This is a genomic window from Bradyrhizobium sp. SZCCHNRI20481 (assembly GCF_032485055.1).
GTDB lineage: Bacteria > Pseudomonadota > Alphaproteobacteria > Rhizobiales > Xanthobacteraceae > Bradyrhizobium.
Genome location: NZ_JAUEUE010000006.1, coordinates 317,348 through 339,289 on the forward strand (window position 1 = coordinate 317,348; position 21,942 = coordinate 339,289).

General features: G+C 65.9%; 19 protein-coding genes. 18 read left to right on the forward strand and 1 reads right to left on the reverse strand.

Annotated features, from left to right (window positions below):
• Positions 1-40: 40 nt before the first annotated feature.
• The 10 genes from QX132_RS12260 to QX132_RS12305 all read left to right on the forward strand — a co-directional run bounded on the left by QX132_RS12260 (position 41) and on the right by QX132_RS12305 (position 9,881).
• Entirely contained in the window at positions 41-493 is a 453-nt protein-coding gene (locus tag QX132_RS12260) for a Fur family transcriptional regulator (RefSeq protein ID WP_315716937.1), read from the forward strand.
• Entirely contained in the window at positions 486-1,205 is a 720-nt protein-coding gene (locus tag QX132_RS12265; RefSeq protein WP_315775809.1) for an HAD family hydrolase, read from the forward strand. Before QX132_RS12260 ends, QX132_RS12265 begins: the two co-directional genes overlap by 8 nt.
• 55 nt (positions 1,206-1,260) lie before the next feature.
• A complete protein-coding gene (gene miaB / locus QX132_RS12270; protein ID WP_316161297.1) occupies positions 1,261-2,658 on the forward strand; it encodes a tRNA (N6-isopentenyl adenosine(37)-C2)-methylthiotransferase MiaB in 1,398 nt (465 codons plus the stop codon).
• Between the two features lie 64 nt (positions 2,659-2,722).
• A complete protein-coding gene (locus tag QX132_RS12275; RefSeq protein ID WP_315735578.1) occupies positions 2,723-3,700 on the forward strand; it encodes a PhoH family protein in 978 nt (325 codons plus the stop codon).
• A 62-nt stretch (positions 3,701-3,762) separates the two neighbouring features.
• Positions 3,763-4,272 (forward strand): rRNA maturation RNase YbeY, encoded by a 510-nt coding sequence (gene ybeY / locus QX132_RS12280; RefSeq protein ID WP_315775811.1) that lies wholly within the window; start codon positions 3,763-3,765, stop codon positions 4,270-4,272.
• Positions 4,273-4,274: 2 nt separating this feature from the next.
• Positions 4,275-5,444 carry a hemolysin family protein gene (locus QX132_RS12285; protein ID WP_315735582.1) on the forward strand — a complete coding sequence of 390 codons (1,170 nt, stop codon included), beginning with the start codon at positions 4,275-4,277 and terminating at the stop codon, positions 5,442-5,444.
• The gene (lnt, locus tag QX132_RS12290; RefSeq protein WP_316161299.1) at positions 5,441-7,051 is read left to right on the forward strand and encodes an apolipoprotein N-acyltransferase; all 1,611 of its coding nucleotides are present in this window, start codon (positions 5,441-5,443) and stop codon (positions 7,049-7,051) included. Before QX132_RS12285 ends, lnt begins: the two co-directional genes overlap by 4 nt.
• A gap of 231 nt (positions 7,052-7,282) precedes the next feature.
• A complete protein-coding gene (locus QX132_RS12295; protein WP_006615449.1) occupies positions 7,283-7,699 on the forward strand; it encodes a helix-turn-helix domain-containing protein in 417 nt (138 codons plus the stop codon).
• Positions 7,700-8,019: 320 nt separating this feature from the next.
• Positions 8,020-9,150, forward strand: a complete 1,131-nt coding sequence (locus tag QX132_RS12300) for a M20 family metallopeptidase (protein ID WP_315797185.1) — start codon at positions 8,020-8,022, stop codon at positions 9,148-9,150.
• Positions 9,147-9,881 (forward strand): tRNA (guanine(46)-N(7))-methyltransferase TrmB, encoded by a 735-nt coding sequence (locus QX132_RS12305; RefSeq protein ID WP_316161301.1) that lies wholly within the window; start codon positions 9,147-9,149, stop codon positions 9,879-9,881. The genes QX132_RS12300 and QX132_RS12305 overlap by 4 nt, the downstream gene beginning before the upstream one ends.
• A 21-nt stretch (positions 9,882-9,902) precedes the next feature.
• Here the strand turns inward: QX132_RS12305 and QX132_RS12310 are convergent, their stop codons facing one another.
• Positions 9,903-10,979 (reverse strand): DUF2336 domain-containing protein, encoded by a 1,077-nt coding sequence (locus QX132_RS12310; RefSeq protein ID WP_316161303.1) that lies wholly within the window; start codon positions 10,977-10,979, stop codon positions 9,903-9,905.
• 423 nt (positions 10,980-11,402) lie between these two features.
• On the opposite strand from QX132_RS12310, the gene rimP reads away from it, so the two are divergent.
• The 8 genes from rimP (at position 11,403) to pnp (ending at position 21,925) form a co-directional block, all read left to right on the forward strand.
• Positions 11,403-12,164: a ribosome maturation factor RimP gene (gene rimP / locus QX132_RS12315; RefSeq protein WP_315735592.1), complete on the forward strand. Its 762-nt coding sequence runs from the start codon at positions 11,403-11,405 to the stop codon at positions 12,162-12,164.
• Positions 12,165-12,178: 14 nt separating this feature from the next.
• Entirely contained in the window at positions 12,179-13,801 is a 1,623-nt protein-coding gene (nusA, locus tag QX132_RS12320; protein WP_316161305.1) for a transcription termination factor NusA, read from the forward strand.
• An 80-nt stretch (positions 13,802-13,881) separates the two neighbouring features.
• A complete protein-coding gene (locus QX132_RS12325) occupies positions 13,882-14,595 on the forward strand; it encodes an RNA-binding protein (protein ID WP_315735596.1) in 714 nt (237 codons plus the stop codon).
• Between the two features lie 94 nt (positions 14,596-14,689).
• Positions 14,690-17,449 carry a translation initiation factor IF-2 gene (gene infB, locus QX132_RS12330; protein ID WP_315735598.1) on the forward strand — a complete coding sequence of 920 codons (2,760 nt, stop codon included), beginning with the start codon at positions 14,690-14,692 and terminating at the stop codon, positions 17,447-17,449.
• Between the two features lie 162 nt (positions 17,450-17,611).
• The gene (gene rbfA, locus QX132_RS12335) at positions 17,612-18,028 is read left to right on the forward strand and encodes a 30S ribosome-binding factor RbfA (RefSeq protein WP_315735600.1); all 417 of its coding nucleotides are present in this window, start codon (positions 17,612-17,614) and stop codon (positions 18,026-18,028) included.
• Entirely contained in the window at positions 18,028-19,134 is a 1,107-nt protein-coding gene (truB, locus tag QX132_RS12340) for a tRNA pseudouridine(55) synthase TruB (protein ID WP_315735602.1), read from the forward strand. Before rbfA ends, truB begins: the two co-directional genes overlap by 1 nt.
• A 2-nt stretch (positions 19,135-19,136) precedes the next feature.
• A complete protein-coding gene (gene rpsO / locus QX132_RS12345) occupies positions 19,137-19,406 on the forward strand; it encodes a 30S ribosomal protein S15 (RefSeq protein WP_009025947.1) in 270 nt (89 codons plus the stop codon).
• A 362-nt stretch (positions 19,407-19,768) separates the two neighbouring features.
• The gene (gene pnp / locus QX132_RS12350) at positions 19,769-21,925 is read left to right on the forward strand and encodes a polyribonucleotide nucleotidyltransferase (protein ID WP_315758130.1); all 2,157 of its coding nucleotides are present in this window, start codon (positions 19,769-19,771) and stop codon (positions 21,923-21,925) included.
• Positions 21,926-21,942 lie beyond the last annotated feature (17 nt).

Here is a 21,942-nt window from a genome sequence, read left to right on the forward strand (position 1 = left end):
GCGCTTGGTGGCAGAAAGCGCATCCTTGAGGCGAGACACGATGACCTCCTTGAAAACCACGCCAGCGCTCAATTCCACGGGAATCGAGGCCCGCTGTGCCGCCACCGGCATGCGCATGACCGAGCAGCGCCGCGTCATTGCCCGCGTGCTCGCGGAAGCCTGCGACCATCCCGACGTCGAGGAGTTGTACCGGCGCTGCGTCGCCGTCGACGACAAGATCTCGATCTCCACGGTCTATCGCACCGTGAAGCTGTTCGAGGATGCCGGCATCATCGAGCGCCACGATTTCCGCGAGGGCCGCGCCCGCTACGAGCAGATGCGCGACAGCCATCATGATCATCTGATCAATCTGCGCGACGGCAAGGTGATCGAGTTCACCTCCGAGGAAATCGAGAAGCTGCAGGCCGAGATCGCCCGCAAGCTCGGCTACAAGCTGGTCGACCACCGGCTGGAGCTGTATTGCGTGCCCCTCGACGAAGAGACGAATGGCTGACGCAGCGCCGGCTTCCAGCTTCGATCTCGTCATTTTCGATTGCGATGGCGTGCTGGTCGACAGCGAGGTGATCTCCTGTCAGACCCACGCCGACGTGCTCAGCCTGTGCGGCTATCCGATCACGACCGAGCAGGTGTTCGCGCGGTTCCTGGGCCGCTCCCTGAAACAGGCGAAGCTCGAGGTCGAGGCCGAGCTCGGCCACAGCCTGCCCGACGATTTCAACCCGAAACTGCAGGACCGCCTGTTCCGCGCCTTCGAGCAGGACCTCGCGGCGATCGACGGGATCACGGAGGCGCTCGACACCATCGACGTGCCGGTCTGCGTCGCCTCCTCCGGATCGCACCAACGCATGCGCGTCAGCCTTGGCGCCACCCGGCTCTACGATCGCCTCGCCCCGCACATCTTCTCGTCCTCCCAGGTCGAGAACGGCAAGCCCGCGCCCGATCTGTTCCTGTTCGCCGCAGCGCAGATGAGGGCGCGTCCCGGGGCCTGCGTGGTGGTCGAGGATAGCTTGGCCGGCATCCGGGGCGGTGTCGCCGCCGGCATGACGGTGCTCGGGTTCCATGGCGGCAGCCACTGCCGGCCTGGGCACGCCGACAATCTGCGCGCGGCCGGCGCCACCCTGGTTTTCGACGACATGCGGCAGCTGCCGGCGATTCTGGGCCGGCTGTCCGAGAAAAAGCCCGCGGTCGCTGGATTTTCGGCCCCCTAGCCTATATTTGAGCGCGGCGCCGCATTGGCGCGCCTCCGACTGCATGCAAGGGTTCATGACGCCGCCGCGCAAGCTGCACATCAAGTCCTATGGCTGCCAGATGAATGTCTACGATGCCCAGCGCATGGTGGACACGCTGGGCTCCGAGGGCTTCGTCGAGACCGCTGAGGCCGGCGACGCCGATCTCGTGATCCTCAACACCTGCCACATCCGCGAGAAGGCCTCCGAGAAGGTCTATTCGGAGCTCGGGCGGCTGCGGGTCGCGAAGGAGGACGCCGCAAGGGCCGGCCGGACGATGCAGATCGCCGTGGCCGGCTGCGTGGCTCAGGCGGAAGGCGAGGAGATCATCGCCCGCGCCCCCACCGTCGACGTCGTGGTCGGCCCACAGAGCTACCACCATCTGCCGCAGCTCCTGGCCCAGGCCCGCCGCGGCGAGCGCGCCATCGAGACCGAATTCCCGGCCCAGGACAAGTTCGGCTTCCTGGCGAAGCCCAGCCGCGAGGCGATCCGCGCCCGCGGCGTCTCGGCCTTCGTCACCGTGCAGGAGGGCTGCGACAAGTTCTGCACCTTCTGCGTGGTGCCGTATACACGCGGCAGCGAGATGTCGCGCGCAGTGGCGCGCATTGTCGACGACGTGACGCAGCTCGCCGAGAACGGCGTTCGCGAGATCACCCTGATCGGCCAGAACGTCAACGCCTATCACGGCGAAGGCCCTGACGGCCGGCCCTGGACGCTGGGGCGGCTGCTCTACAGGATCGCCGAGATTCCGGGCGTGGCGCGGCTTCGCTACTCGACCAGCCATCCCAACGACGTCGACGACAGCCTGATCGCGGCGCATCGCGATCTCGGAGCGGTGATGCCGTTCGTGCATCTTCCGGTTCAGTCGGGATCCGACCGAATCCTGAATGCCATGAACCGCAAACACACTGCGTCCGATTACCGGGATGTCGTCGACCGTTTTCGCGCCGCCCGTCACGACATTGCATTCTCTTCGGATTTCATCGTCGGGTTCCCGGGTGAGACCGAGGAAGATTTTCGCGCCACCCTCGCGCTGATCGATCAAATCGGATACGCTGCAGCCTATTCGTTCAAGTATTCGCCGCGTCCGGGAACCCCGGCAGCGGACATGCAGGAGATGGTGTCAGCGACCGAGATGGACGAGCGATTGGAGCGCCTCCAGAGCTTGATCGACAGCCAGCAAGCAGCCTTCAACAAGGCCGCGATCGGCCAGGTCGTCGACGTGCTGTTCGAGCGCGCGGCGCGCAAGCCCGGACAGCTGGTTGGACGGACCGCGTATCTGCAGCCAGCCCACGTCATGGCCTCCGACGACATCATCGGTCAGGTTCTGCCGGTGCGGATCGACAGTCTCGAACGCTACAGCCTGCTCGGCGAGCTCGTCACGGCCGCGCCGGCAGTGATCTCCCCCACGCCCCTTGTATCCATCGGAGGCTGAGCACTTGCCCAAGAGCGCATCGGATTCGTCTTCCCTCGCTCCCAGCCGCAAGTTCGATCGCGACATGTCCATGCCTCCCGAGACCCAGGTCGTCATCGATTTCGACGACAACCGCGCCGCTTCCGCCCTGGTCGGTCCCTACGGCCAGAATCTGGCCCTGGTCGAGCGAAGGCTCGGCGTCGTCGTCGATTCCCGCGGCAACCACATCACCATCGGCGGCAGCCGCGACGGCTGCGATGCCGCGCGGCGCGTGCTCGAATCGCTCTATGCGCAGGCCGTCAAGGGCCAGGATCTGGCGCAGGGCGACGTCGAGGGCGCGATCCGCGCTGTGGTGGCGCAAGGCTCGCTGTTCGAGTTCGACGCCAAGAACGCCAAGAACGCGTTCGAGAGCATCAACCTGCGCAAGCGCCCGGTGCGCGCCCGCACCGCCGCGCAGGATTCCTATATCCGCGCGCTGAAGCGCCACGAGCTCGTGTTCGGCATCGGCCCGGCCGGCACCGGCAAGACCTGGCTTGCGGTCGCGCATGCGGCGCAGCTGTTCGAGCGCAAGGAAGTCGACCGCATCATCCTCTCGCGCCCGGCGGTCGAAGCTGGCGAGCGGCTCGGCTTCCTGCCTGGTGACCTCCGCGAGAAGGTCGATCCCTATCTGCGTCCGATCTACGACGCGCTGTACGATCTAATGGATGCGCGCATCGTCGAGCGCGCGCTGCAGGCCGGCGAGATCGAGATCGCGCCGCTCGCCTTCATGCGCGGGCGCACCTTGACCAATGCCGCGATCATTCTCGACGAGGCGCAGAACACGACGTCGATGCAGATGAAGATGTTCCTCACGCGTCTGGGCGAGAACAGCCGCATGATCATCACCGGCGATCCGTCCCAGATCGATCTGCCCAACGGCCAGACGTCGGGCCTTGCCGAGGCCGCGCGGCTGCTCGACGGCGTCGAAGGGATCGCACAGGTCAGGTTCACCGGCGAGGACGTCATTCGCCACGAATTGGTGGCGCGTATCGTCGCCGCCTATGAGAGCCCAAAGGCGCGCTGACCCCCGGAGCAGGCTCGCCGATCGGCGCATGATCCGAGCGCCATCCGCACAGAACGACCAGGATGCCACAAAGTCCCATTCCAACCACCGAGGTGATCGTCGCAGCCGACTGCTGGCAGGACCAGCCCGACGCCGAGGACGTCATACATCGCGCCATCGTCGCCGCCGCTGAGACGGTCGACGCGGACGTCGGAGACGCCGAGATCGCGGTGATGCTGACGGACGACGATGGCATCCGCACCCTGAACAGCAATTGGCGCGGCATCGACAAGCCGACCAACGTGCTGTCGTTTCCGGCGCTGCAGCCGACCGGGCCGCGCGGCGAGGACGACGCACCGCGCATGCTCGGCGACATCGCCATCGCCTACGAGACGATGCGGCGCGAGGCCGACGAGGAGCAGAAGCCGTTCGCGCACCATTTGAGCCATCTGACCGTACACGGATTCCTGCATCTCGTCGGCTACGATCACGAGACCGATGACGAGGCCGAGGAGATGGAAGCGCTCGAGCGCGAGATCCTCGCCCATCTCGGCATCCCCGATCCCTATGCCGACCGGGAGCGGACGAATTGATCATGGCCGACTCCGAACCCATTCACGACAATCCGCGCAACACGCGCAATCTTCCGGCCGTGGTGCCGGCATCCGAGCTCGGCCGCTCGCCGAGCGAGAATTGGCTCCTGCGCGCGCTGCGTAATCTGTTCGGATGGAAGGGCGGCGGATCGGTGCGCGACGATCTGCAGGTCGTGCTCGACGCCTCGACACCCGACGACATCGGCTTCTCCGCGGTCGAGCGCACGCTCCTGCGCAACATCCTCGATCTGCACGAGCGGCGGATCGCCGACGTCATGGTGCATCGCGCCGACATCGTCGCGGTCAGGCGCGACATCACGCTCGGCGAGCTGATGAGCCTGTTCGAGAGCGCCTCGCATTCACGGCTCGTGGTCTACAACGACACGCTCGACGATCCCGAGGGCATGGTGCATATCCGCGACCTGCTCGCCTTCACCACCGCGCAGGCGCGCGTCTCGGACGAGGTGAAGGCGCGGCGCAAGAAGCCGCTGCCGGCCGGTCTCGACCTGAAGGCCGTCGACCTGTCGATGCCGCTGTTCGAGGCCAACATCATCCGCAAGCTGCTCTATGTGCCGCCGTCGATGCGCGCGATCGACCTGCTCGCGCAGATGCAGGCCTCGCGCATCCATCTGGCGCTGGTCGTCGACGAATATGGCGGCACCGACGGGCTGGTCTCGATCGAGGACATCGTCGAGCAGATCGTCGGCGAGATCGACGACGAGCACGACAGCGACGAGCCGCCGGCGATCGTGCGGCAGGCCGACAACGCCTTCATCGCGGACGCCCGCGCCAGCCTCGACGACGTGCGCCGGGTGATCGGCGAGGAGTTCGTGACCGGAGAGGCAGGCGAAGGGGTGGAGACGCTCGGCGGATATCTCGTCAATCATGTCGGCCGGCTGCCGGTGCGCGGCGAGTTGATCTCCGGCCCCGGCAATTTCGAGGTCGAGGTGCTCGATGCCGATCCGCGCCGGGTCAAGCGGCTGCGCATCGCGCCGCGCAAGGAGCGTCCCACACCCCGCCCGCCGCGCGAGAGCCGGCGCCGCGAAATGGCGCCGGAAGCGACCCCGCCGGACACGGACGTCCCGGCCGAGCCGCCGCCGGCAGAGGCCGGCCCGGCGCCGGGCCATGACGATAGCAGCCCGCCACGCGGCGACGGAGCCAGCTCACAGTGATCCGCCCATCGACGATTCGCGGCCTCGCCATCGGCGTTGTCCTGGCCTGGGGCTGGAAGCGCGCGGGGATCGCGCTCGCCGCCGGCGCGCTCTCCTCGCTTGCGATGGCTCCGTTCAACGCCTGGCCGGTGCTTGCGATCACCTTCCCGGTGCTGGTCTGGCTGATCGATGGTGCGGCGGCGGGACGGCGGCGCGGCATCCCGGCTGCCGCCTTCACTGGCTTCTGCTTCGGCATGGGCTATTTCGTGCCCGGCCTGTACTGGATCGGCAACGCGTTCCTGGTCGATGCCGACACCTTCGCCTGGCTGATGCCGTTCGCCGTGCTGGGCCTGCCGGCCTATCTCGCGCTGTTTCCGGCACTGGGCTTCGCATTGGCGCGGTTGATCTGGACGCGTGGTGCAACCCGTATCCTGGCGCTCGCCGTCTGCCTGACCGCGAGCGAATGGCTCCGCGGCCACGCGCTGACCGGCTTCCCCTGGAACACGTTCGGCTATGCCCTGTCGCAGCCGCTCGCGCTGGCGCAGGCGACATCGCTGATCGGGATCTGGGGCATGACGTTCCTGGCGATCGCGATCTTTGCCAGCCCTGCGGTGCTGATCGACGGCAAGACCTGGCGCGAGCGCTGGCGGGCGCCGGCCGCGGCGGCCGCCTTGCTGGTGGTGATGGGCGTGTTCGGCGTCATCCGGATCGGCCTGCATCCGACCGCCTTCGTCGCCGACCTCAAGCTGCGGATCATGCAGCCGAACCTGCAGCAGGACGTCAAATTCAACTATGGCGCCAAGGCCGACGTCATGCGCCGCTATCTGGCGCTGTCGGATCGCGCCTCCGGTCCGACAGCCACCGGTGTCCGCGACACCAATGTCCTGATCTGGCCGGAATCGGCGTTCCCGTTCTTCCTGACCCGCGAGGCGGACGCGATGGGCCAGATCGCCGACCTGCTGTCGCCGGGCGCGGTGCTGATCACCGGTTCGGTCCGCGCCCCCGACGTGCCTCGGAACGTTCCCATCACCCGGGCCTACAATTCGATCTACGTGATCGACCACGACGGCACCGTGCTGTCGGTCTACGACAAGCTCCATCTGGTCCCGTTCGGCGAGTTCCTGCCGTTCCAGACTCTGCTGGAGCGGATCGGGCTCGAGCAGCTGACGCGGGTGCAGGGCGGTTTCATCCCGGGCACGGCGCGACGCAATCTGGACGTGCCACACGCTCCGCGTGTTCTTCCTTTGATCTGCTACGAGGCGATCTTTCCGAGTGACAGCGTGCCGAGCGAAGAACGCCCGGGCTGGATCGTCAACTTGACCAACGACGGATGGTTCGGCATTTCGACCGGTCCTCATCAGCATCTGCAGCAGGCGCAGTGGCGCGCGATCGAGCAAGGACTTCCATTAGTTCGATCTGCGAACACCGGCATCTCTGCAGTGATCGATCCCGTCGGCCGTATCGTTAAGCAATTGCCACTCGGTGCAGAGGGCGTGCTGGATTCCGCGCTGCCTGTTGCGTTGCAGCCGACAGTCTATGCAAAGCTCGGCGACATTCCGGTTGCGATTCTGTTAGTGATCGCCCTGAGCACCGTCGTTCGCAGACGTGTTGCTCAAAAGCTTCCCTGACGACAGCAAGATCTCGATTCTTTCCGGCTCCGTAAGATTTTTTTTGACAAGCAAAACCCCAAGTGTTGACAGATAGCTGCTGCAATTCGCATTCTCGCGCGGCAGCATGAGCCGTCCAGATCGTTGCTCGGCCGTCTTCGTTAGTACGCATGCGAACAGAAATTGACGGTGTGAGCGCCTGAGGCATACTGCGACCGCCTCGTTCCGAGGCCCATTCTAAGGAGTTGAGAGATGTCGACGAAAGCGCCCAACCCTGTTGACAAGCATGTCGGCAGCCGGGTGCGGATGCGCCGTATCATGTTGGGCATGAGCCAGGAAAAACTTGGTGAGGCTCTCGGACTCACGTTCCAGCAGATACAGAAGTACGAAAAAGGCACCAATCGAGTCGGCGCCAGCCGGATTCAGCAGATCTCGGAGGTTCTGCAGGTCCCGGTCTCCTTCCTGTTCGAAGGGGTCCCGAGTGGCGGGACCAACGGTGAAGCTTTCGGCGAAGGCGCTTCGCCCGCCTATGTGTCTGATTTCCTGGCAACCTCAGAAGGACTGGCGTTGACCCGCGCATTCACGCGGATCCACGATTCAAAGCTTCGTCGCAGCATCGTCGACCTGGTCGAGCAGATCGCTGATCGCGAAGCTCCGGAAGAAGGCTAGCTGATGCGCCGGCGCTGACATTCCTATCGCGATTTCCTCTCATATGAATGTCAGCGCCTCGGGGGGCCATTAGCAGAACGCGTTTTGCGAGCGTCGCGCTGGGCATGCAACGCTTCGCAGGACGAATGGGCCGATAGACAACTTCGATTGCGACCAATAGAGCGCGATGGCTCCCCTTCGGGAAACGCTATCGCGCTCTAAATCGTTTTATGCACATGTGGCCTGGAACTCCGGCGTCCCAGCCGCCAACCCGCCCTGCGACGCGCCAGCGCGTCCACCGCCTGCTACCACTTCGTAACCATCGAGAACGATTTACAGCTATGACCACCAGCAGCAGCCCGTTCGATAGTCGCACAATTCTCGAAGGCATCCGCCAATGGGTCGAGATCGAGACCCCAACCGAGGCGCCTGATCAGGTCAACAAGCTGGCTTCCCTTGTCGCGGATGGCTATCGCGGGCTTGATGCCACGATCGAACGGATCGCCGGACGCGACGGCTGCGGCGACCATCTCATCGCGCGCTCGTCATGGGGACAGGCCGAGCCCGGAATTCTGGTCCTCAGCCATCTCGATACGGTGCACCCGATCGGGTTCATCGCGCGGCTGCCGTTTTCGGTCGACGGTGACGTCGCGTACGGTCCGGGGATCTACGACATGAAGGGCGGCGCGTATCTCGCCTTTCACGCCTTTCGTCAGCTCTGCGCAGGCGGTGAAAAATCGCCGCTCGGCATTACTCATTTGTTCGTCTCGGATGAAGAGATCGGCAGCCCGACCTCGCGCGCGCTGATCGAGGAGGAGGGCCGCAAGGCCAAATACGTCCTCGTCACCGAGCCGGCGCGTGACGGCGGCAAGATCGTGACCGGGCGCAAGGGCGTGGCGCGGTTCGACGTGGCCATCCGCGGCGTGCCCGCGCATGCCGGCGCGCGTCCACAGGATGGACGCAGTGCGATCCGCGAACTCGCCAACGTCATCCATGCGCTCGAAGCGCTCAACGACCCCGCGCGCGGCATTACCGTGAATGTCGGCGTGGTGCGCGGTGGCACACGTCCCAACGTCATCGCAGAGGAAGCCCATGCGGAGGTGGATGCGCGGCTACCGACGCCAGCCGATGCAGAGGAAATCCTGCCCAAGATCCTGGGGCTGACCTCGCGCAGCGATGGCGTCACGGTTGAAGTCAGCGGCGAGGTGAACCGGCCGCCTTACGTCAAGGGCAACGCCGGCGCGGCCTTGTTCGAGCATGCGAAATCACTGGCCGAAGAGATCGGATTCGAGCTCGTCGACACTCACACGGGCGGCGGTTCCGACGGCAATTTCACCGCACCATTCACGGCGACGCTCGATGGGCTCGGCGTCGACGGCAAGGGCGCGCATACGCATTACGAGCAGATGTACATCTCCTCGATCGAGCCGCGGACAAGGCTGCTCTACCGTCTCTATCAAACCCTGCGATGAGCGCCGCGATCAACATGCCTGTCGACGACGATCACGCCAGCACCGAGGCCTTGCATGGTCAGGGCTCGTTCTTCGGCCGGCGCAAGGGCCACAAGCTGCGGGCGCATCAGGCCGGCCTGGTCGACAACCTGCTGCCACACCTCGCGCTCGATCTCGCCGCGCCCGCGGAAGCCGTGCTGCCCACGCTGTACCATCCGCCGGTCGACGCGCTGCGGCTGGAAATCGGGTTTGGCGGCGGCGAGCATCTTGCCGCCGAAGCAAAGGCGTTTCCGACCACCGGCTTCATCGGCTGCGAGCCCTATGTCAACGGCATGGCCAAGATCCTGTCGGCCATCGAGGCCGACAACATCGGCAATATCAGGCTGCTGGCGGGCGATGCCGCCGAGCTGCTGGCCTGGCTGCCGCCGCAGTCGCTGCAGCGGATCGACCTGATCCATCCCGATCCCTGGCCGAAGCGGCGGCACTGGAAGCGGCGTTTCGTGCAGGATGCAACGGTCGCCGCGATGGCGCGCGTCCTGAAGCCCGGCGGCGAGTTCCGCTTCGTCAGCGACATCGCCGACTATTGCGCCTGGACGCTGTGGCATCTGCTGCGTTCGCCCGACTTCGCCTGGACGGCCGAGCGCGCCGACGACTGGCGCCTGCCCTGGCCGGGCTACACCATGACGCGCTACGGACGGAAGGCGACGCGCGAAGGCCGCGTCGCCAGCTATCTGATCTTCCGCCGGCGCTGACCTCTATGCCGGCGACGTCGTTCAATGTCGTGTCTTCCAGAACGCGACGATACGCTCGGCGGTCGATGGCAGCAGGCGCGCGTAGTTGACCCTGATCGCATCGATGTCGCGCTGCGCCGGCACGCGTTTCGGTCCGAGGCGCAGCAGGATCAGTGCATGCACGGTGCGCCAGTCGAGCCCGATCGTGCGCCCCAGGATCAGAAGCGGATCGTGACGATCGCCCGACACCAGCCGGTCGAGCGTCGCGATCTTAAGTCCGGTCATTGCGGCGAGCGCCGCGATGACCTCTTCGTATTTGTGCTCGGATGCGAAGCGGAACAGCGCCGACTGGTCCAAGGCGTCGGCTTCATACAGCGACAGGATGGTCCGCTGCGCGGGCACGAAATTGCGCGTGCTGTTCGTTGCGCGCGCCGCATCGGCAAGCTCGGCGAGAGCCTGCTTGATCCTCGCCTGCTTGTCCGGCCGCACGACATCGAACAGCCGCCGCCTGACGACATCGAGCGAGCCGGCCAGCAGTTGTTTCAGATGATCGTCGGAAACATCGTCGCGCCGACCGACCGTGAGGGTCAGCACGCCGTCGGAACTCGCGCGGTGGATCAGCGCGGCGTAGCCGCGCGGGGAAAACGCTGCGCCATCATTGGCAGCGGTCCGCCGCACCACGTCGCGATCACCACGGCGCACCAGCACGTCCGTCATATCAGCCGACAGGCGCGACCGCTCCGCCATCGCGAGCAGATGACCCTGGCTCTTGTCGCGCGCAATAGCGATGAGCACGGGATCGTCGAGCACGAGCGAACGGCGCAACAGCGGACCCGCCACCGCAACCTCGTCGTCGCGCGCCAGCCGGCTGACGACGGCACGGGGCGCCTTGAGGAGCTGCGACAACCGCTCCGCCAGATCGATCCGCGTCGGCAGATCCGCGAACGGGACCAGATCGATCAGGAGACCGTCGAACAGATTGATGTGCTCGGGACGCAGCTTCGTCGCATCCTCGAAGAACAGGTCGGCGATGCGGCGCGTGGCCTCAAGGCCGCGTTCAGCATTGCCATGCCTGACGATCCCGCCGAGGCCGGGGATCAGCGCGGTAGCGGGGGTCATGACGTCTACTCGATACGCAACACGACACGTTTCCGTGCGCTCCGCTCCTTGCGGCATGACGACGGGGCGAAAAGCGCGAACTCAGCTTATTTTTAAGCGATCTTGGTGAATGAAGGGTTAGACCCTGCGGCATTCAGCCGTTGCCGGTCGGGGAAAACGATCCGATCCGCGGTCTCGGCGCGGAATGAATTCCCAGTTCCAGGTCCCGTTTGAGCCGACACGACCCTTGCCGTCTGGCGGCAAAGCGGCTATATGAGCGCCATCAAACATCATCTCATATACGATCGCGTAGTGAGGGTGGGCCCTTCCGGACCCGCTCTTTTTTGTTACCTGGATCGCTCCGCCACGGGCGGGATCGGTCCGGTGAGCGCGATCGAAGAGGCCCCACGGCCCAACCAAGCAAGACACGCGATCGACGCCTCGATGACGGAACCTACGTTCGCAGCCGCTGACACCGACCTCCTGACCGAGCCCCGTCTCGTCGTCGAGCCGGGGGTTGCGGCGCGCGTGGCGGCGGTGGCCGACCCGGTGCTGCAGGGAATGGGGTACCGCCTGGTGCGTATCCGCATTTCGGGCGAGGGCGGTTGCACGGTCCAGGTGATGGCCGAGCGTCCCGACGGCACGATGCAGATCGAGGATTGCGAGGCGGTGTCGCGGGCGCTGTCGCCGGTGCTCGACATCGCCGACCCGATCGACCGCGCCTACCGGCTCGAGATCTCCTCGCCGGGCATCGACCGGCCGCTGGTCCGCCGTTCCGATTTCGCCCGCCACGCCGGTCATCTGGTCAAGATCGAGATGGCGGTGGCACATCAGAACCGCAAACGCTTCCGCGGCATCATCGCCGGCGTCGAAGGCGATGGCGTGCGCATCATCCGCGACGACGTGGCCAAGGACCAGGAGCCGGACGTCGTGCTGCCGATGGCCGACATCGGCGACGCCAAGCTGGTGCTGACCGACGAGCTGATCGCCGAATCCATGCGCCGCGGCAAGGCCGCCGAGCGCGAGAAGAAGCGCGACCTCGGGCTGGCGCCACCGTTGGCGCCGCACGCCAAGCCGGCGGCCCAGGCCAAGCCAAAACCGAAATCGAAGGACAAGCAGCCGGTCAAGAAGCCGCTGCCGACCAACACCAAGAAACATCGCCTCGCCGCCGACCGCGCGCGCAGAGGCGAGATCGATCCTGATTAGAGGAGATTTGAGCCATGGCCGTCAGCGCCAACCGGTTGGAACTGCTGCAGATCGCCGACGCCGTCGCACGCGAGAAGTCGATCGACCGCGGCATCGTGATCGCTGCCATGGAAGACGCGATCGCCAAGGCCGCCCGCGCTCGTTATGGCAGCGAGACCGACGTTCACGCCGAGATCGATCCGAAGAAGGGTGAGCTGCGGCTGTCGCGCCACATGCTGGTGGTCGAGAAGGTCGAGAACCCCTCCAACCAGATCTCGCTGGATGATGCCCGCCGCGCCAATCCGGGCGCGCAGATCGGCGACACCATCGCCGACACCCTGCCGCCACTGGAATATGGCCGCATCGCCGCGCAGTCGGCCAAGCAGGTCATCGTGCAGAAGGTGCGCGAGGCCGAGCGCGACCGGCAGTATCAGGAGTTCAAGGACCGCATCGGCGACATCGTCAACGGCGTCGTCAAGCGTGTCGAATATGGCAGCGTGATCCTCGACCTCGGCCGCGGCGAGGCCATCATCCGCCGCGACGAGATGTTGCCGCGCGAGGTGTTCCGCAACGGCGACCGCGTCCGCGCCTATGTGTTCGACGTCCGCCGCGAGACCCGCGGCCCGCAGATCTTCCTGTCGCGCACCCATCCGCAGTTCATGGCCAAGCTCTTCGCGCAGGAAGTGCCGGAAATCTATGACGGCATCGTCGAGATCAAGGCGGTCGCTCGCGACCCCGGCTCGCGCGCCAAGATCGGCGTCGTGTCGCGCGATTCCTCGGTCGATCCGGTCGGCGCCTGCGTCGGCATGCGCGGCTCGCGCGTGCAGGCCGTGGTGAACGAGCTGCAGGGCGAGAAGATCGACATCATCCCGTGGTCGCCCGACATCGCGACCTTCGTGGTCAACGCGCTGGCGCCGGCTGAAGTCGCCAAGGTCGTCATCGACGAGGACCGCGAGCGCATCGAGGTCGTGGTGCCCGACACCAACAACCAGCTCTCGCTCGCCATCGGCCGCCGCGGCCAGAACGTCCGCCTCGCCTCGCAGCTGACCGGCTGGGACATCGACATTCTGACCGAGCAGGAGGAATCGGAGCGCCGTCAGGCCGACTTCGAGAATTCCACCCGCGTATTCATGGAATCGCTGAACGTCGACGAGGTCGTCGGCCAGCTGCTGGCGTCCGAAGGCTTCACCTCGGTCGAGGAGCTCGCTTTGGTCGACCTCAAGGATCTCGCCGGCATCGAGGGCTTCGACGAGGAGACCGCGACCGAGCTGCAGACCCGCGCCCGCGAATTCCTCGAGCAGCAGGAAGCCGAGCTCGAGGCCAGGCGCAAGGAGCTCGGCGTCGAGGACGCGGTGAAGGATGTGCCCGGCGTGACCACCAAGATGCTGGTCAAGTTCGGCGAGAACGACATCAAGACGGTCGAGGATCTCGCGGGCTGCGCCACCGACGATCTGGTCGGCTGGACGGAGCGCAAGGAGGGCGGCGAAGCCACCAAATTCCCCGGCATTCTCGATGGTCTCGATGTCTCCCGCGACGACGCCGAAGCCATGGTGATGCAGGCCCGCGTCAAGGCCGGCTGGATCAGTGAGGCCGACCTCGCCAAGACCGAAGCGGAAGCCGAGAATGAGGAAGAAGCGACCGAAGGACAGCCCGCCTGACCCGTTTGGCTCGCCCCATGGACGGCACGATGACCCCCACCCTGACCCAGCTCGCTTGAGATGAGGAGCCGCATCACCGCATGCTCGCTTTGGCCGACCCCGAGCTCGACAATGGACCGCGGACCGAGAAGTCCGCGACCATGCGCATGTGCGCGGTCAGCCGCGACGTGCGGCCGATCGGCGAGCTGATCCGCTTCGTCGTCGGCCCGTCGGGCGAGGTCGTGCCCGACATCAAGCGCAAGCTGCCCGGTCGGGGATTGTGGATCACCGCCTCGCGCCAGGCGGTTGCGGAGGCGGTGCGGCGTCACCATTTCAGCCGAGGCTTCAAGACCAACGTCCGCGTCCCGCCGACCCTTGCCGAAGACCTGGAAGCCTTGCTGGCCCGCAGCGCGATCGAAGCGCTGGGGATTGCCGCCAAGGCCGGCCAGGTCGTCTCCGGTTTCTCCAAGGTGGAAGCGGCGCTGTCGCAGCGGCAATCGCGGTCGACATTGGCTGCCCTCGTCCATGCCGCGGATGGCGCAGCCGACGGGATCCGCAAGCTCGACGCTCTGGTGCGGCCGAACGACGGGGACCAGGGTCAAGCCCCGACAATTCCGATCATCTGCTGTCTCACTTCGGCAGAATTGGATTTGGCACTTGGGCGCTCAAATGTGATACATGCTGCCGTGCTCGCAGGCCCGGCGAGCAGGACATTCCTGTCGCGCAGCCAGACACTGGTCCGATACCGGTCGGCCGACGCTGACAAGATTGCCGGAACCGCGGCCACGAAATCTGCTTCGACTTCGAAGACATAGCACTTTGAAGCCATAGCTACGAAGACATCGCGACGATTGCACGAATGAGACGGTGCGGTAGCCCGCACGCTGGTAACGAGATTAGGACGACTGAATGGCCGACAACAACACTCCGGGCGACAAGAAACTGAGTGTCCCGAGCAAGACCTTGACGCTGAAGCCGCGCGTCGAGACCGGCACGGTACGCCAGAGCTTCCCACATGGCCGGAGCAAGCAGGTGGTGGTCGAGAAGCGCGGCAAGCGCCGCGTCGGCGATGGGGGGCCCGATGCTCCGCATGCGCCGGAGCCGACCGTCGCCAAGGCGCCGCCGCCCCCGCCATCGCCGCGCTCATCCGGACCGCGCCCATCCGGCTCGTCGCAGCGCGGCGGGTCCGGGGTCGTGTTGCGCACCCTGACGGAGGACGAGCGGTCGGCCCGCGCCAGCGCGTTGGCCGATGCCCGCGTGCGCGACATCGAGGAACGCCGCCAGGCCGAAGAGGAAGCGCGCCGCCGTGCCGAGCGCGAAGCCGCCGAACGCGCCGAGCGTGAGGCTGCCGAGGCGCGCCGCAAGGCCGAGGAAGAGCGGCACCGCCACGAAGAGGAAGCCAAACGCAAGGCCGAGCTCGAGGCCAAGAAGCGGTTCGGCGAAGGCGAGGCGCCCCGTCCGGCGACATCCGCGCCGCAGCCCGCCGCGACCGCACCGGCCCGCTCGACGCCCGCCCCCGGCAGGCCCGTCGGCGCACCGGGCAGCCGGCCGCAGCAGATTGGTGGTCCGAGCTCGCGGCCCGGCGGCGCTCAGCCGGCGGGCGCACGCCCGGCCGGCGCCCGTCCTGCCGCCGGCGGTCCGCTCGGCCGCGCGCCGGCGGCAGTTGCCGCCGGTCCGGACGAGGATGAGGGTCCGCGCCAGATCCGCAGGGGTCCCGGCGGAGCCGCACGTCCCGCGCCGCCGCCGAAGACCACGCACAAGCCGGGTCCGCAGAAGCAGCGCGGCCGCCTGACGGTGGTCACGGCACTGACGGCCGACGATGTGCGCGAGCGCTCGATCGCCTCGTTCCGCCGCCGCACGCAGCGCCTGAAGGGCCATGCCGCCAACGAGCAGAAGGAGAAGCTCGTCCGCGAGGTGACGATTCCGGAAGCCATCACCATCCAGGAGCTGGCGAACCGCATGTCGGAGCGCGCGGTCGACGTGATCCGTCTGCTGATGCGCCAGGGCGCGATGCACAAGATCACCGACGTGATCGATGCCGACACCGCGCAGCTGATCGCCGAGGAGCTCGGCCACAGCGTCAAGCGCGTCGCGGCGTCCGACGTCGAAGAGGGTTTGTTCGACGTCGTCGACGATTCGACCGACACCGAGCCGCGCTCGCCGGTCGTGACCGTGATGGGCCACGTCGACCACGGCAAGACCTCGCTGCTCGACGCGCTGCGTCACGCCAACGTGGTCTCGGGCGAAGCCGGCGGCATCACCCAGCACATCGGCGCCTATCAGGTGACCGCGCCGGATTCCGGCAAGAAGATCACCTTCATCGACACGCCCGGCCACGCCGCGTTCACCGCGATGCGCGCCCGCGGCGCCAAGGTCACCGACATCGTGGTGCTGGTGGTCGCGGCCGATGACGGCGTGATGCCGCAGACGATCGAGGCCATCAACCACGCCAAGGCGGCGAAGGTGCCGATGATCGTCGCGATCAACAAGATCGACAAGCCCGACGCCCGTCCCGAGCGCGTCCGCACCGAGTTGCTCCAGCACGAGGTGCAGGTCGAATCGCTCGGCGGCGAGGTCGTCGACGTCGAGGTGTCCGCCAAGAACAAGACCAACCTCGATCGTCTGCTCGAGATGATCGCGCTGCAGGCCGACATTCTCGACCTCAAGACCAATTCGGATCGCCCGGCCGAAGGCACCGTGATCGAAGCCAAGCTCGATCGTGGCCGCGGCCCGGTCGCCACCGTGCTGGTCCAGCGCGGCACGTTGCGGGTCGGCGACATCATCGTCGCCGGCGCCGAGATGGGCCGCGTCCGCGCGCTGATCTCGGATCAGGGTGAGACATTGCAGGAGGCAGGCCCGTCGGTGCCGGTCGAGGTGCTCGGCTTCAACGGTCCGCCGGAAGCCGGCGATCGTCTCGCCGTCGTCGAGAACGAAGCCCGTGCCCGCCAGGTCACCAGCTATCGCGCGCACCAGAAGCGCGAGAACGCGGCAGCCTCGATCTCCGGCATGCGCGGTTCGCTCGAACAGATGATGTCGCAATTGAAGACTGCGGGCCGCAAGGAATTCCCGCTGGTCATCAAGGCCGACGTGCAGGGCTCGCTGGAAGCCATTCTCGGCTCGCTGGAGAAGCTCGGCACCGAGGAGGTCGCCGCCCGCATCCTGCATGCCGGCGTCGGCGGCATCAGCGAGTCCGACGTGACGCTGGCCGAAGGCTTCAACGCCGCGATCATCGGCTTCTCGGTACGAGCCAACAAGGAAGCGGCCGCGCTCGCCAAGCGCAACGGCATCGAGATCCGCTACTACAACATCATCTACGACCTCGTGGATGACGTGAAGAAGGCGATGAGCGGTCTCCTGGCCCCCACGCTTCGGGAAACCATGCTCGGCAATGCGCAGATCCTGGAGGTGTTCAACATCTCCAAGGTCGGCAAGGTCGCCGGCTGCCGCGTCACCGACGGCACCGTGGAGCGCGGCGCCAATGTCCGCCTGATCCGCGACAACGTCGTGGTTCACGAGGGCAAGCTGTCGACCCTGAAGCGCTTCAAGGACGAAGTGAAGGAAGTGCAGGCCGGCCAGGAATGCGGCATGGCCTTCGAGAGCTACGGCGACATGCGTGTCGGCGACGTCATCGAGTGTTATCGCGTGGAGACCATCCAGCGCTCGCTGTAAGTCCGAATCCTACAGAGCGCGCTGCAATTCGAGTGAGCAGCGATTCCGTGCGCATGCGGAATCGCTGCGTCCCTTGAACTTAACGAAGCGTCGTTGAACTCAATCAGAATGATCCTCTCGCCCGTGCTCACGCCGGGCGACGATCCATTGGATTTTTGAAAAATGCCTCGCCATCACCAGAGGGGAAGCGCCGCTTCCGGCGGCTCGCAGCGTCAGTTGCGCGTGGCCGAGACCGTGCGTCACGCTGTCGCCGACATTCTCAGCCACGGTGACGTGCACGACCCGGACCTGGAGGGACACATCATTACGGTGCCCGAAGTCCGCATGTCGCCCGACCTGAAGCTCGCCACGATCTACATCATGCCGCTCGGCGGACAGGATACGGACGTCGTGCTCGCTGCGCTGGAGCGCAACAAGAAGTTCCTGCGCGGCGACATCGCGCGGCGCGTTAACCTGAAATTTGCACCTGACATCCGCTTCCGCGTCGACGAGCGATTCGACGAAGCGGAACGGATCGAGAAATTACTGCGAACACCCGCGGTGCAGAGAGACCTCAATTCGGATTCGGAAGAGAGCTGATGACCATTCCCCCCGAAACCGGCACTGTCGACGCGCCGAGCGCCGAACCGACCGCCGCCAAGACGATCCATTCTGCCGACGGACGCCCGCCGCGCGACAACAACGATCCGCGCAACAAGCAGCGCCAAGGAAACGGTCAGGGCAACCAGCCACGCCGCGATCGCCGCGACGTCCATGGCTGGGTCGTGCTCGACAAGCCGATCGGCATGACCTCGACCCAGGCCGTGGCGGTGGTGAAGCGCCTGTTCCAGGCCAAGCGCGCCGGCCATGCCGGCACGCTCGATCCGCTCGCCTCCGGCGGCCTGCCGATCGCGCTCGGCGAAGCCACCAAGACAGTTCCGTTCGTGATGGACGGCCGCAAGCGCTACCGCTTCACCGTGACCTGGGGCGAGGAGCGCGATACCGATGACACCGAAGGACGGGTCGTCGAGACCAGCCAGAGCCGGCCGGATGCCGCGGCGATCCGGGCGCTGCTGCCGCAATTTACCGGCCGGATCGAGCAGACGCCGCCGCGCTATTCCGCGATCAAGGTCCAGGGCGAGCGCGCCTATGATCTCGCCCGCGACGGCGAGGTCGTCGAGCTCCAGCCGCGCCCGGTCGAGATCCATGAACTGACCCTCGTCGACCAGCCCGACCCGGACCATTCGGTGTTCGAGGCGGAATGCGGCAAGGGAACCTATGTCCGGGCGCTGGCCCGCGACATGGGCCGAATCCTCGGCTGTTACGGCCATATCAGCGCGCTCCGGCGGACCCTGGTGGGTCCGTTTACCGAGAACGACATGATTCCGCTGGAACAGTTGGAGGCTTTGTGCAATAGAGCCGCGTCCGGTGAGGGAAGCCTCGCCGACGCACTCTTGCCCGTTGAGACCGCGCTGGACGACATCCCGGCACTGGCCGTCACTCGGGCTGATGCGGCAAGGCTCCACAGGGGCCAGGCCGTCTTGTTGCGCGGACGGGATGCGCCCAATAGTAGCGGCACAGTCTATGTCACGGTCGCAGGCCGCCTTCTGGCGCTTGCCGAAATTGGCAATGGCGAACTCATCCCCAAGCGCGTGTTCAACCTGACCGGACTGACTGCCAGCTCCGGTCGCAACGAAAGAGACTGACGATGTCGGTGACCGCAGAGCGCAAGGCGGAAATCATCAAGGCGAATGCCACCAAGGCCGGTGATACCGGTTCTCCCGAGGTGCAGGTTGCGATCCTCTCGGAACGCATCAACAACCTGACCAGCCACTTCAAGACCCATGGCAAGGACAACCACTCCCGCCGCGGCCTCCTGAAGCTGGTCTCGACCCGCCGTTCGCTGCTGGACTATCTGAAGAAGAACGACGAGGCGCGCTACAAGGCGCTGCTCGAGAAGCACAACATTCGCCGTTGAGCTTCGACTGGGAATGAGCGCGCGCGGTGTTGCGCGCGTTGATGGCATGATGCCGAGGACGCCGCTTCGATCGCGGCGTTCGCGAATCCGGGATCATGCGGTCTGGCTGGATCTGGAAAGAGGCAGATGCGCTCTTCGACTGATCCTGCCCGGACCGTGCAGTACGCCTCAGCAGCAATCCGGCCGCTGGGCGTGACGGGCAAGGTGCCCGTTACTTACGAGAAGGATGGACGCCATCCGAAATAAGAAAACCATGGCAGGATCGCAGGGCGCTGATCGCAATCCAGCGCCCTGCAATCTTGCGCATGGTTTTTTTGTTTCTGCGGGGTCCGCCTTCGATCATCTCATGAAAGAAGATACCCATGTTTACCAAGCATTCCGTCGAGATCGACTGGGGCGGGCGTCCGCTCAAGCTTGAAACCGGCAAGATCGCCCGCCAGGCCGACGGCGCCGTCGTCGCCACTTATGGCGAGACCGTCGTGCTCGCCACCGTCGTCGCCGCCAAGGCGCCGCGCGAAGGCGTCGACTTCCTGCCGCTGACGGTCGACTACCAGGAAAAGACCTACGCTGCGGGGCGCATTCCCGGCGGCTATTTCAAGCGCGAGGGCCGTCCGACCGAGAAGGAGACGCTGGTCTCCCGCCTGATCGACCGCCCGATCCGCCCGCTGTTCGTCGACGCCTGGCGCAACGAGACCCAGGTCATCGTGACCGTGCTGTCGCACGACATGGAGAACGATCCGGACATCGTGGCGCTGGTCGGCGCGTCGGCCGCGCTGACGCTGTCGGGCGTGCCGTTCAAGGGCCCGATCGGCGCCGCTCGCGTCGGCTTCGCCAATGACGAATACATCCTCAATCCCACCCTCGACGAGATGGCCGACACCCAGCTCGACCTGGTCGTCGCCGGCACCTCCGACGCGGTGCTGATGGTGGAATCGGAGGCCAAGGAGCTCAACGAGGACATCATGCTCGGCGCGGTGATGTTCGGTCACCGTCACTTCCAGCCGGTGATCAATGCGATCATCGAGCTCGCCGAGAAGGCCGCCAAGGAGCCGCGCGACGTCGCGATCATCGATAACGGCGCGATCGAGAAGGAGATGCTTGGGATCGCCGAGCAGGACCTGCGCAAGGCCTATGCGATTCCCGTGAAGCAGGAGCGCTACGCCGCCGTCGGCGCCGTCAAGGAAAAGGTGATGGCGCACTTCTTCCCGGAAGGGCAGGAGCCGAAATACGACAAGCTCCGCCTCTCCGGCGTGTTCAAGGAGCTGGAAGCCAAGATCGTTCGCTGGAACATCCTGGACACCGGCAAGCGCATCGACGGCCGCGACGCCAAGACCGTGCGCAACATCGTCTGCGAAGTCGGCGTGCTGCCGCGCGCCCACGGCTCGGCGCTGTTCACCCGCGGTGAGACCCAGGCGCTGGTCGTGACCACGCTCGGCACCGGCGAGGACGAGCAGTACATCGACGCGCTGTCGGGAACGTACAAAGAGACGTTCCTGCTGCACTACAACTTCCCTCCCTACTCCGTCGGTGAGACCGGCCGTCTCGGCGGCACCAAGCGTCGCGAGATCGGCCACGGCAAGCTCGCCTGGCGCGCCATCCACCCGGTGCTGCCGCCGCACCACGAGTTCCCCTACACCACGCGCGTGGTGTCGGAGGTGACGGAGTCGAATGGCTCGTCGTCGATGGCCACCGTCTGCGGCTCGTCGCTGGCGCTGATGGATGCCGGTGTGCCGCTGAAGCGGCCTACCGCGGGCATCGCGATGGGCCTGATCCTCGAAGGCAGCCGCTATGCGGTTCTCTCCGACATCCTCGGCGACGAGGACCATCTCGGCGACATGGACTTCAAGGTCGCGGGCACCGAGAGCGGCATCACCTCGCTGCAGATGGATATCAAGATCGAGGGCATCACCGAGGAGATCATGCGGGTTGCGCTGGGCCAGGCCCGCGACGGCCGCATCCACATCCTGGGCGAGATGTCCAAGGCGCTGACCGCCGCGCGCGCCGAGCTCGGCGAATACGCGCCGCGCATCGAGACCTTCAAGATCCCGACCGACAAGATCCGCGAAGTGATCGGCACCGGCGGCAAGGTGATCCGCGAGATCGTCGAGAAGACCGGCGCCAAGGTCAACATCGAGGACGACGGCACCGTCAAGGTCGCCTCCAACGACGGCGAGGCGATGAAGGCCGCCATCAAGTGGATCAAGTCGATCGCCTCCGACCCGGAGGTCGGCCAGGTCTATGACGGCACCGTCGTCAAGGTGATGGAGTTCGGTGCCTTCGTGAACTTCTTCGGCACCCGCGACGGCCTCGTGCACATCTCGCAGCTCGCCGACAAGCGCGTGCAGAAGACCTCCGACGTCGTCAAGGAAGGCGACAAGGTCAAGGTCAAGCTGCTCGGCTTCGACGACCGCGGCAAGACCAGGCTGTCGATGAAGGCGGTCGACCAGACCACTGGCGAGGATCTCGAGGCCAAGCAGAAGGACGCGCCCGCCGAGGCGCGCGAAGCTGCCGGCGAGTAAAGCCGGCGCACCCTTCG

Bases quoted from the DNA above. Each gene is read 5' to 3' on its own strand.
- ybeY (WP_315775811.1), top strand. From the start codon at position 3,763: ATGCCACAAAGTCCCATTCCAACCACCGAGGTGATCGTCGCAGCCGAC.
- QX132_RS12260 (WP_315716937.1), top strand. From the start codon at position 41: ATGACCTCCTTGAAAACCACGCCAGCGCTCAATTCCACGGGAATCGAG.
- rimP (WP_315735592.1), top strand. From the start codon at position 11,403: ATGACGGAACCTACGTTCGCAGCCGCTGACACCGACCTCCTGACCGAG.
- QX132_RS12265 (WP_315775809.1), top strand. From the start codon at position 486: ATGGCTGACGCAGCGCCGGCTTCCAGCTTCGATCTCGTCATTTTCGAT.
- nusA (WP_316161305.1), top strand. From the start codon at position 12,179: ATGGCCGTCAGCGCCAACCGGTTGGAACTGCTGCAGATCGCCGACGCC.
- infB (WP_315735598.1), top strand. From the start codon at position 14,690: ATGGCCGACAACAACACTCCGGGCGACAAGAAACTGAGTGTCCCGAGC.
- QX132_RS12325 (WP_315735596.1), top strand. From the start codon at position 13,882: ATGCTCGCTTTGGCCGACCCCGAGCTCGACAATGGACCGCGGACCGAG.
- QX132_RS12300 (WP_315797185.1), top strand. From the start codon at position 8,020: ATGACCACCAGCAGCAGCCCGTTCGATAGTCGCACAATTCTCGAAGGC.
- QX132_RS12295 (WP_006615449.1), top strand. From the start codon at position 7,283: ATGTCGACGAAAGCGCCCAACCCTGTTGACAAGCATGTCGGCAGCCGG.
- QX132_RS12285 (WP_315735582.1), top strand. From the start codon at position 4,275: ATGGCCGACTCCGAACCCATTCACGACAATCCGCGCAACACGCGCAAT.
- rbfA (WP_315735600.1), top strand. From the start codon at position 17,612: ATGCCTCGCCATCACCAGAGGGGAAGCGCCGCTTCCGGCGGCTCGCAG.
- QX132_RS12310 (WP_316161303.1), bottom strand. From the start codon at position 10,979: ATGACCCCCGCTACCGCGCTGATCCCCGGCCTCGGCGGGATCGTCAGG.
- rpsO (WP_009025947.1), top strand. From the start codon at position 19,137: ATGTCGGTGACCGCAGAGCGCAAGGCGGAAATCATCAAGGCGAATGCC.
- miaB (WP_316161297.1), top strand. From the start codon at position 1,261: ATGACGCCGCCGCGCAAGCTGCACATCAAGTCCTATGGCTGCCAGATG.
- truB (WP_315735602.1), top strand. From the start codon at position 18,028: ATGACCATTCCCCCCGAAACCGGCACTGTCGACGCGCCGAGCGCCGAA.
- QX132_RS12275 (WP_315735578.1), top strand. From the start codon at position 2,723: ATGTCCATGCCTCCCGAGACCCAGGTCGTCATCGATTTCGACGACAAC.
- pnp (WP_315758130.1), top strand. From the start codon at position 19,769: ATGTTTACCAAGCATTCCGTCGAGATCGACTGGGGCGGGCGTCCGCTC.
- QX132_RS12305 (WP_316161301.1), top strand. From the start codon at position 9,147: ATGAGCGCCGCGATCAACATGCCTGTCGACGACGATCACGCCAGCACC.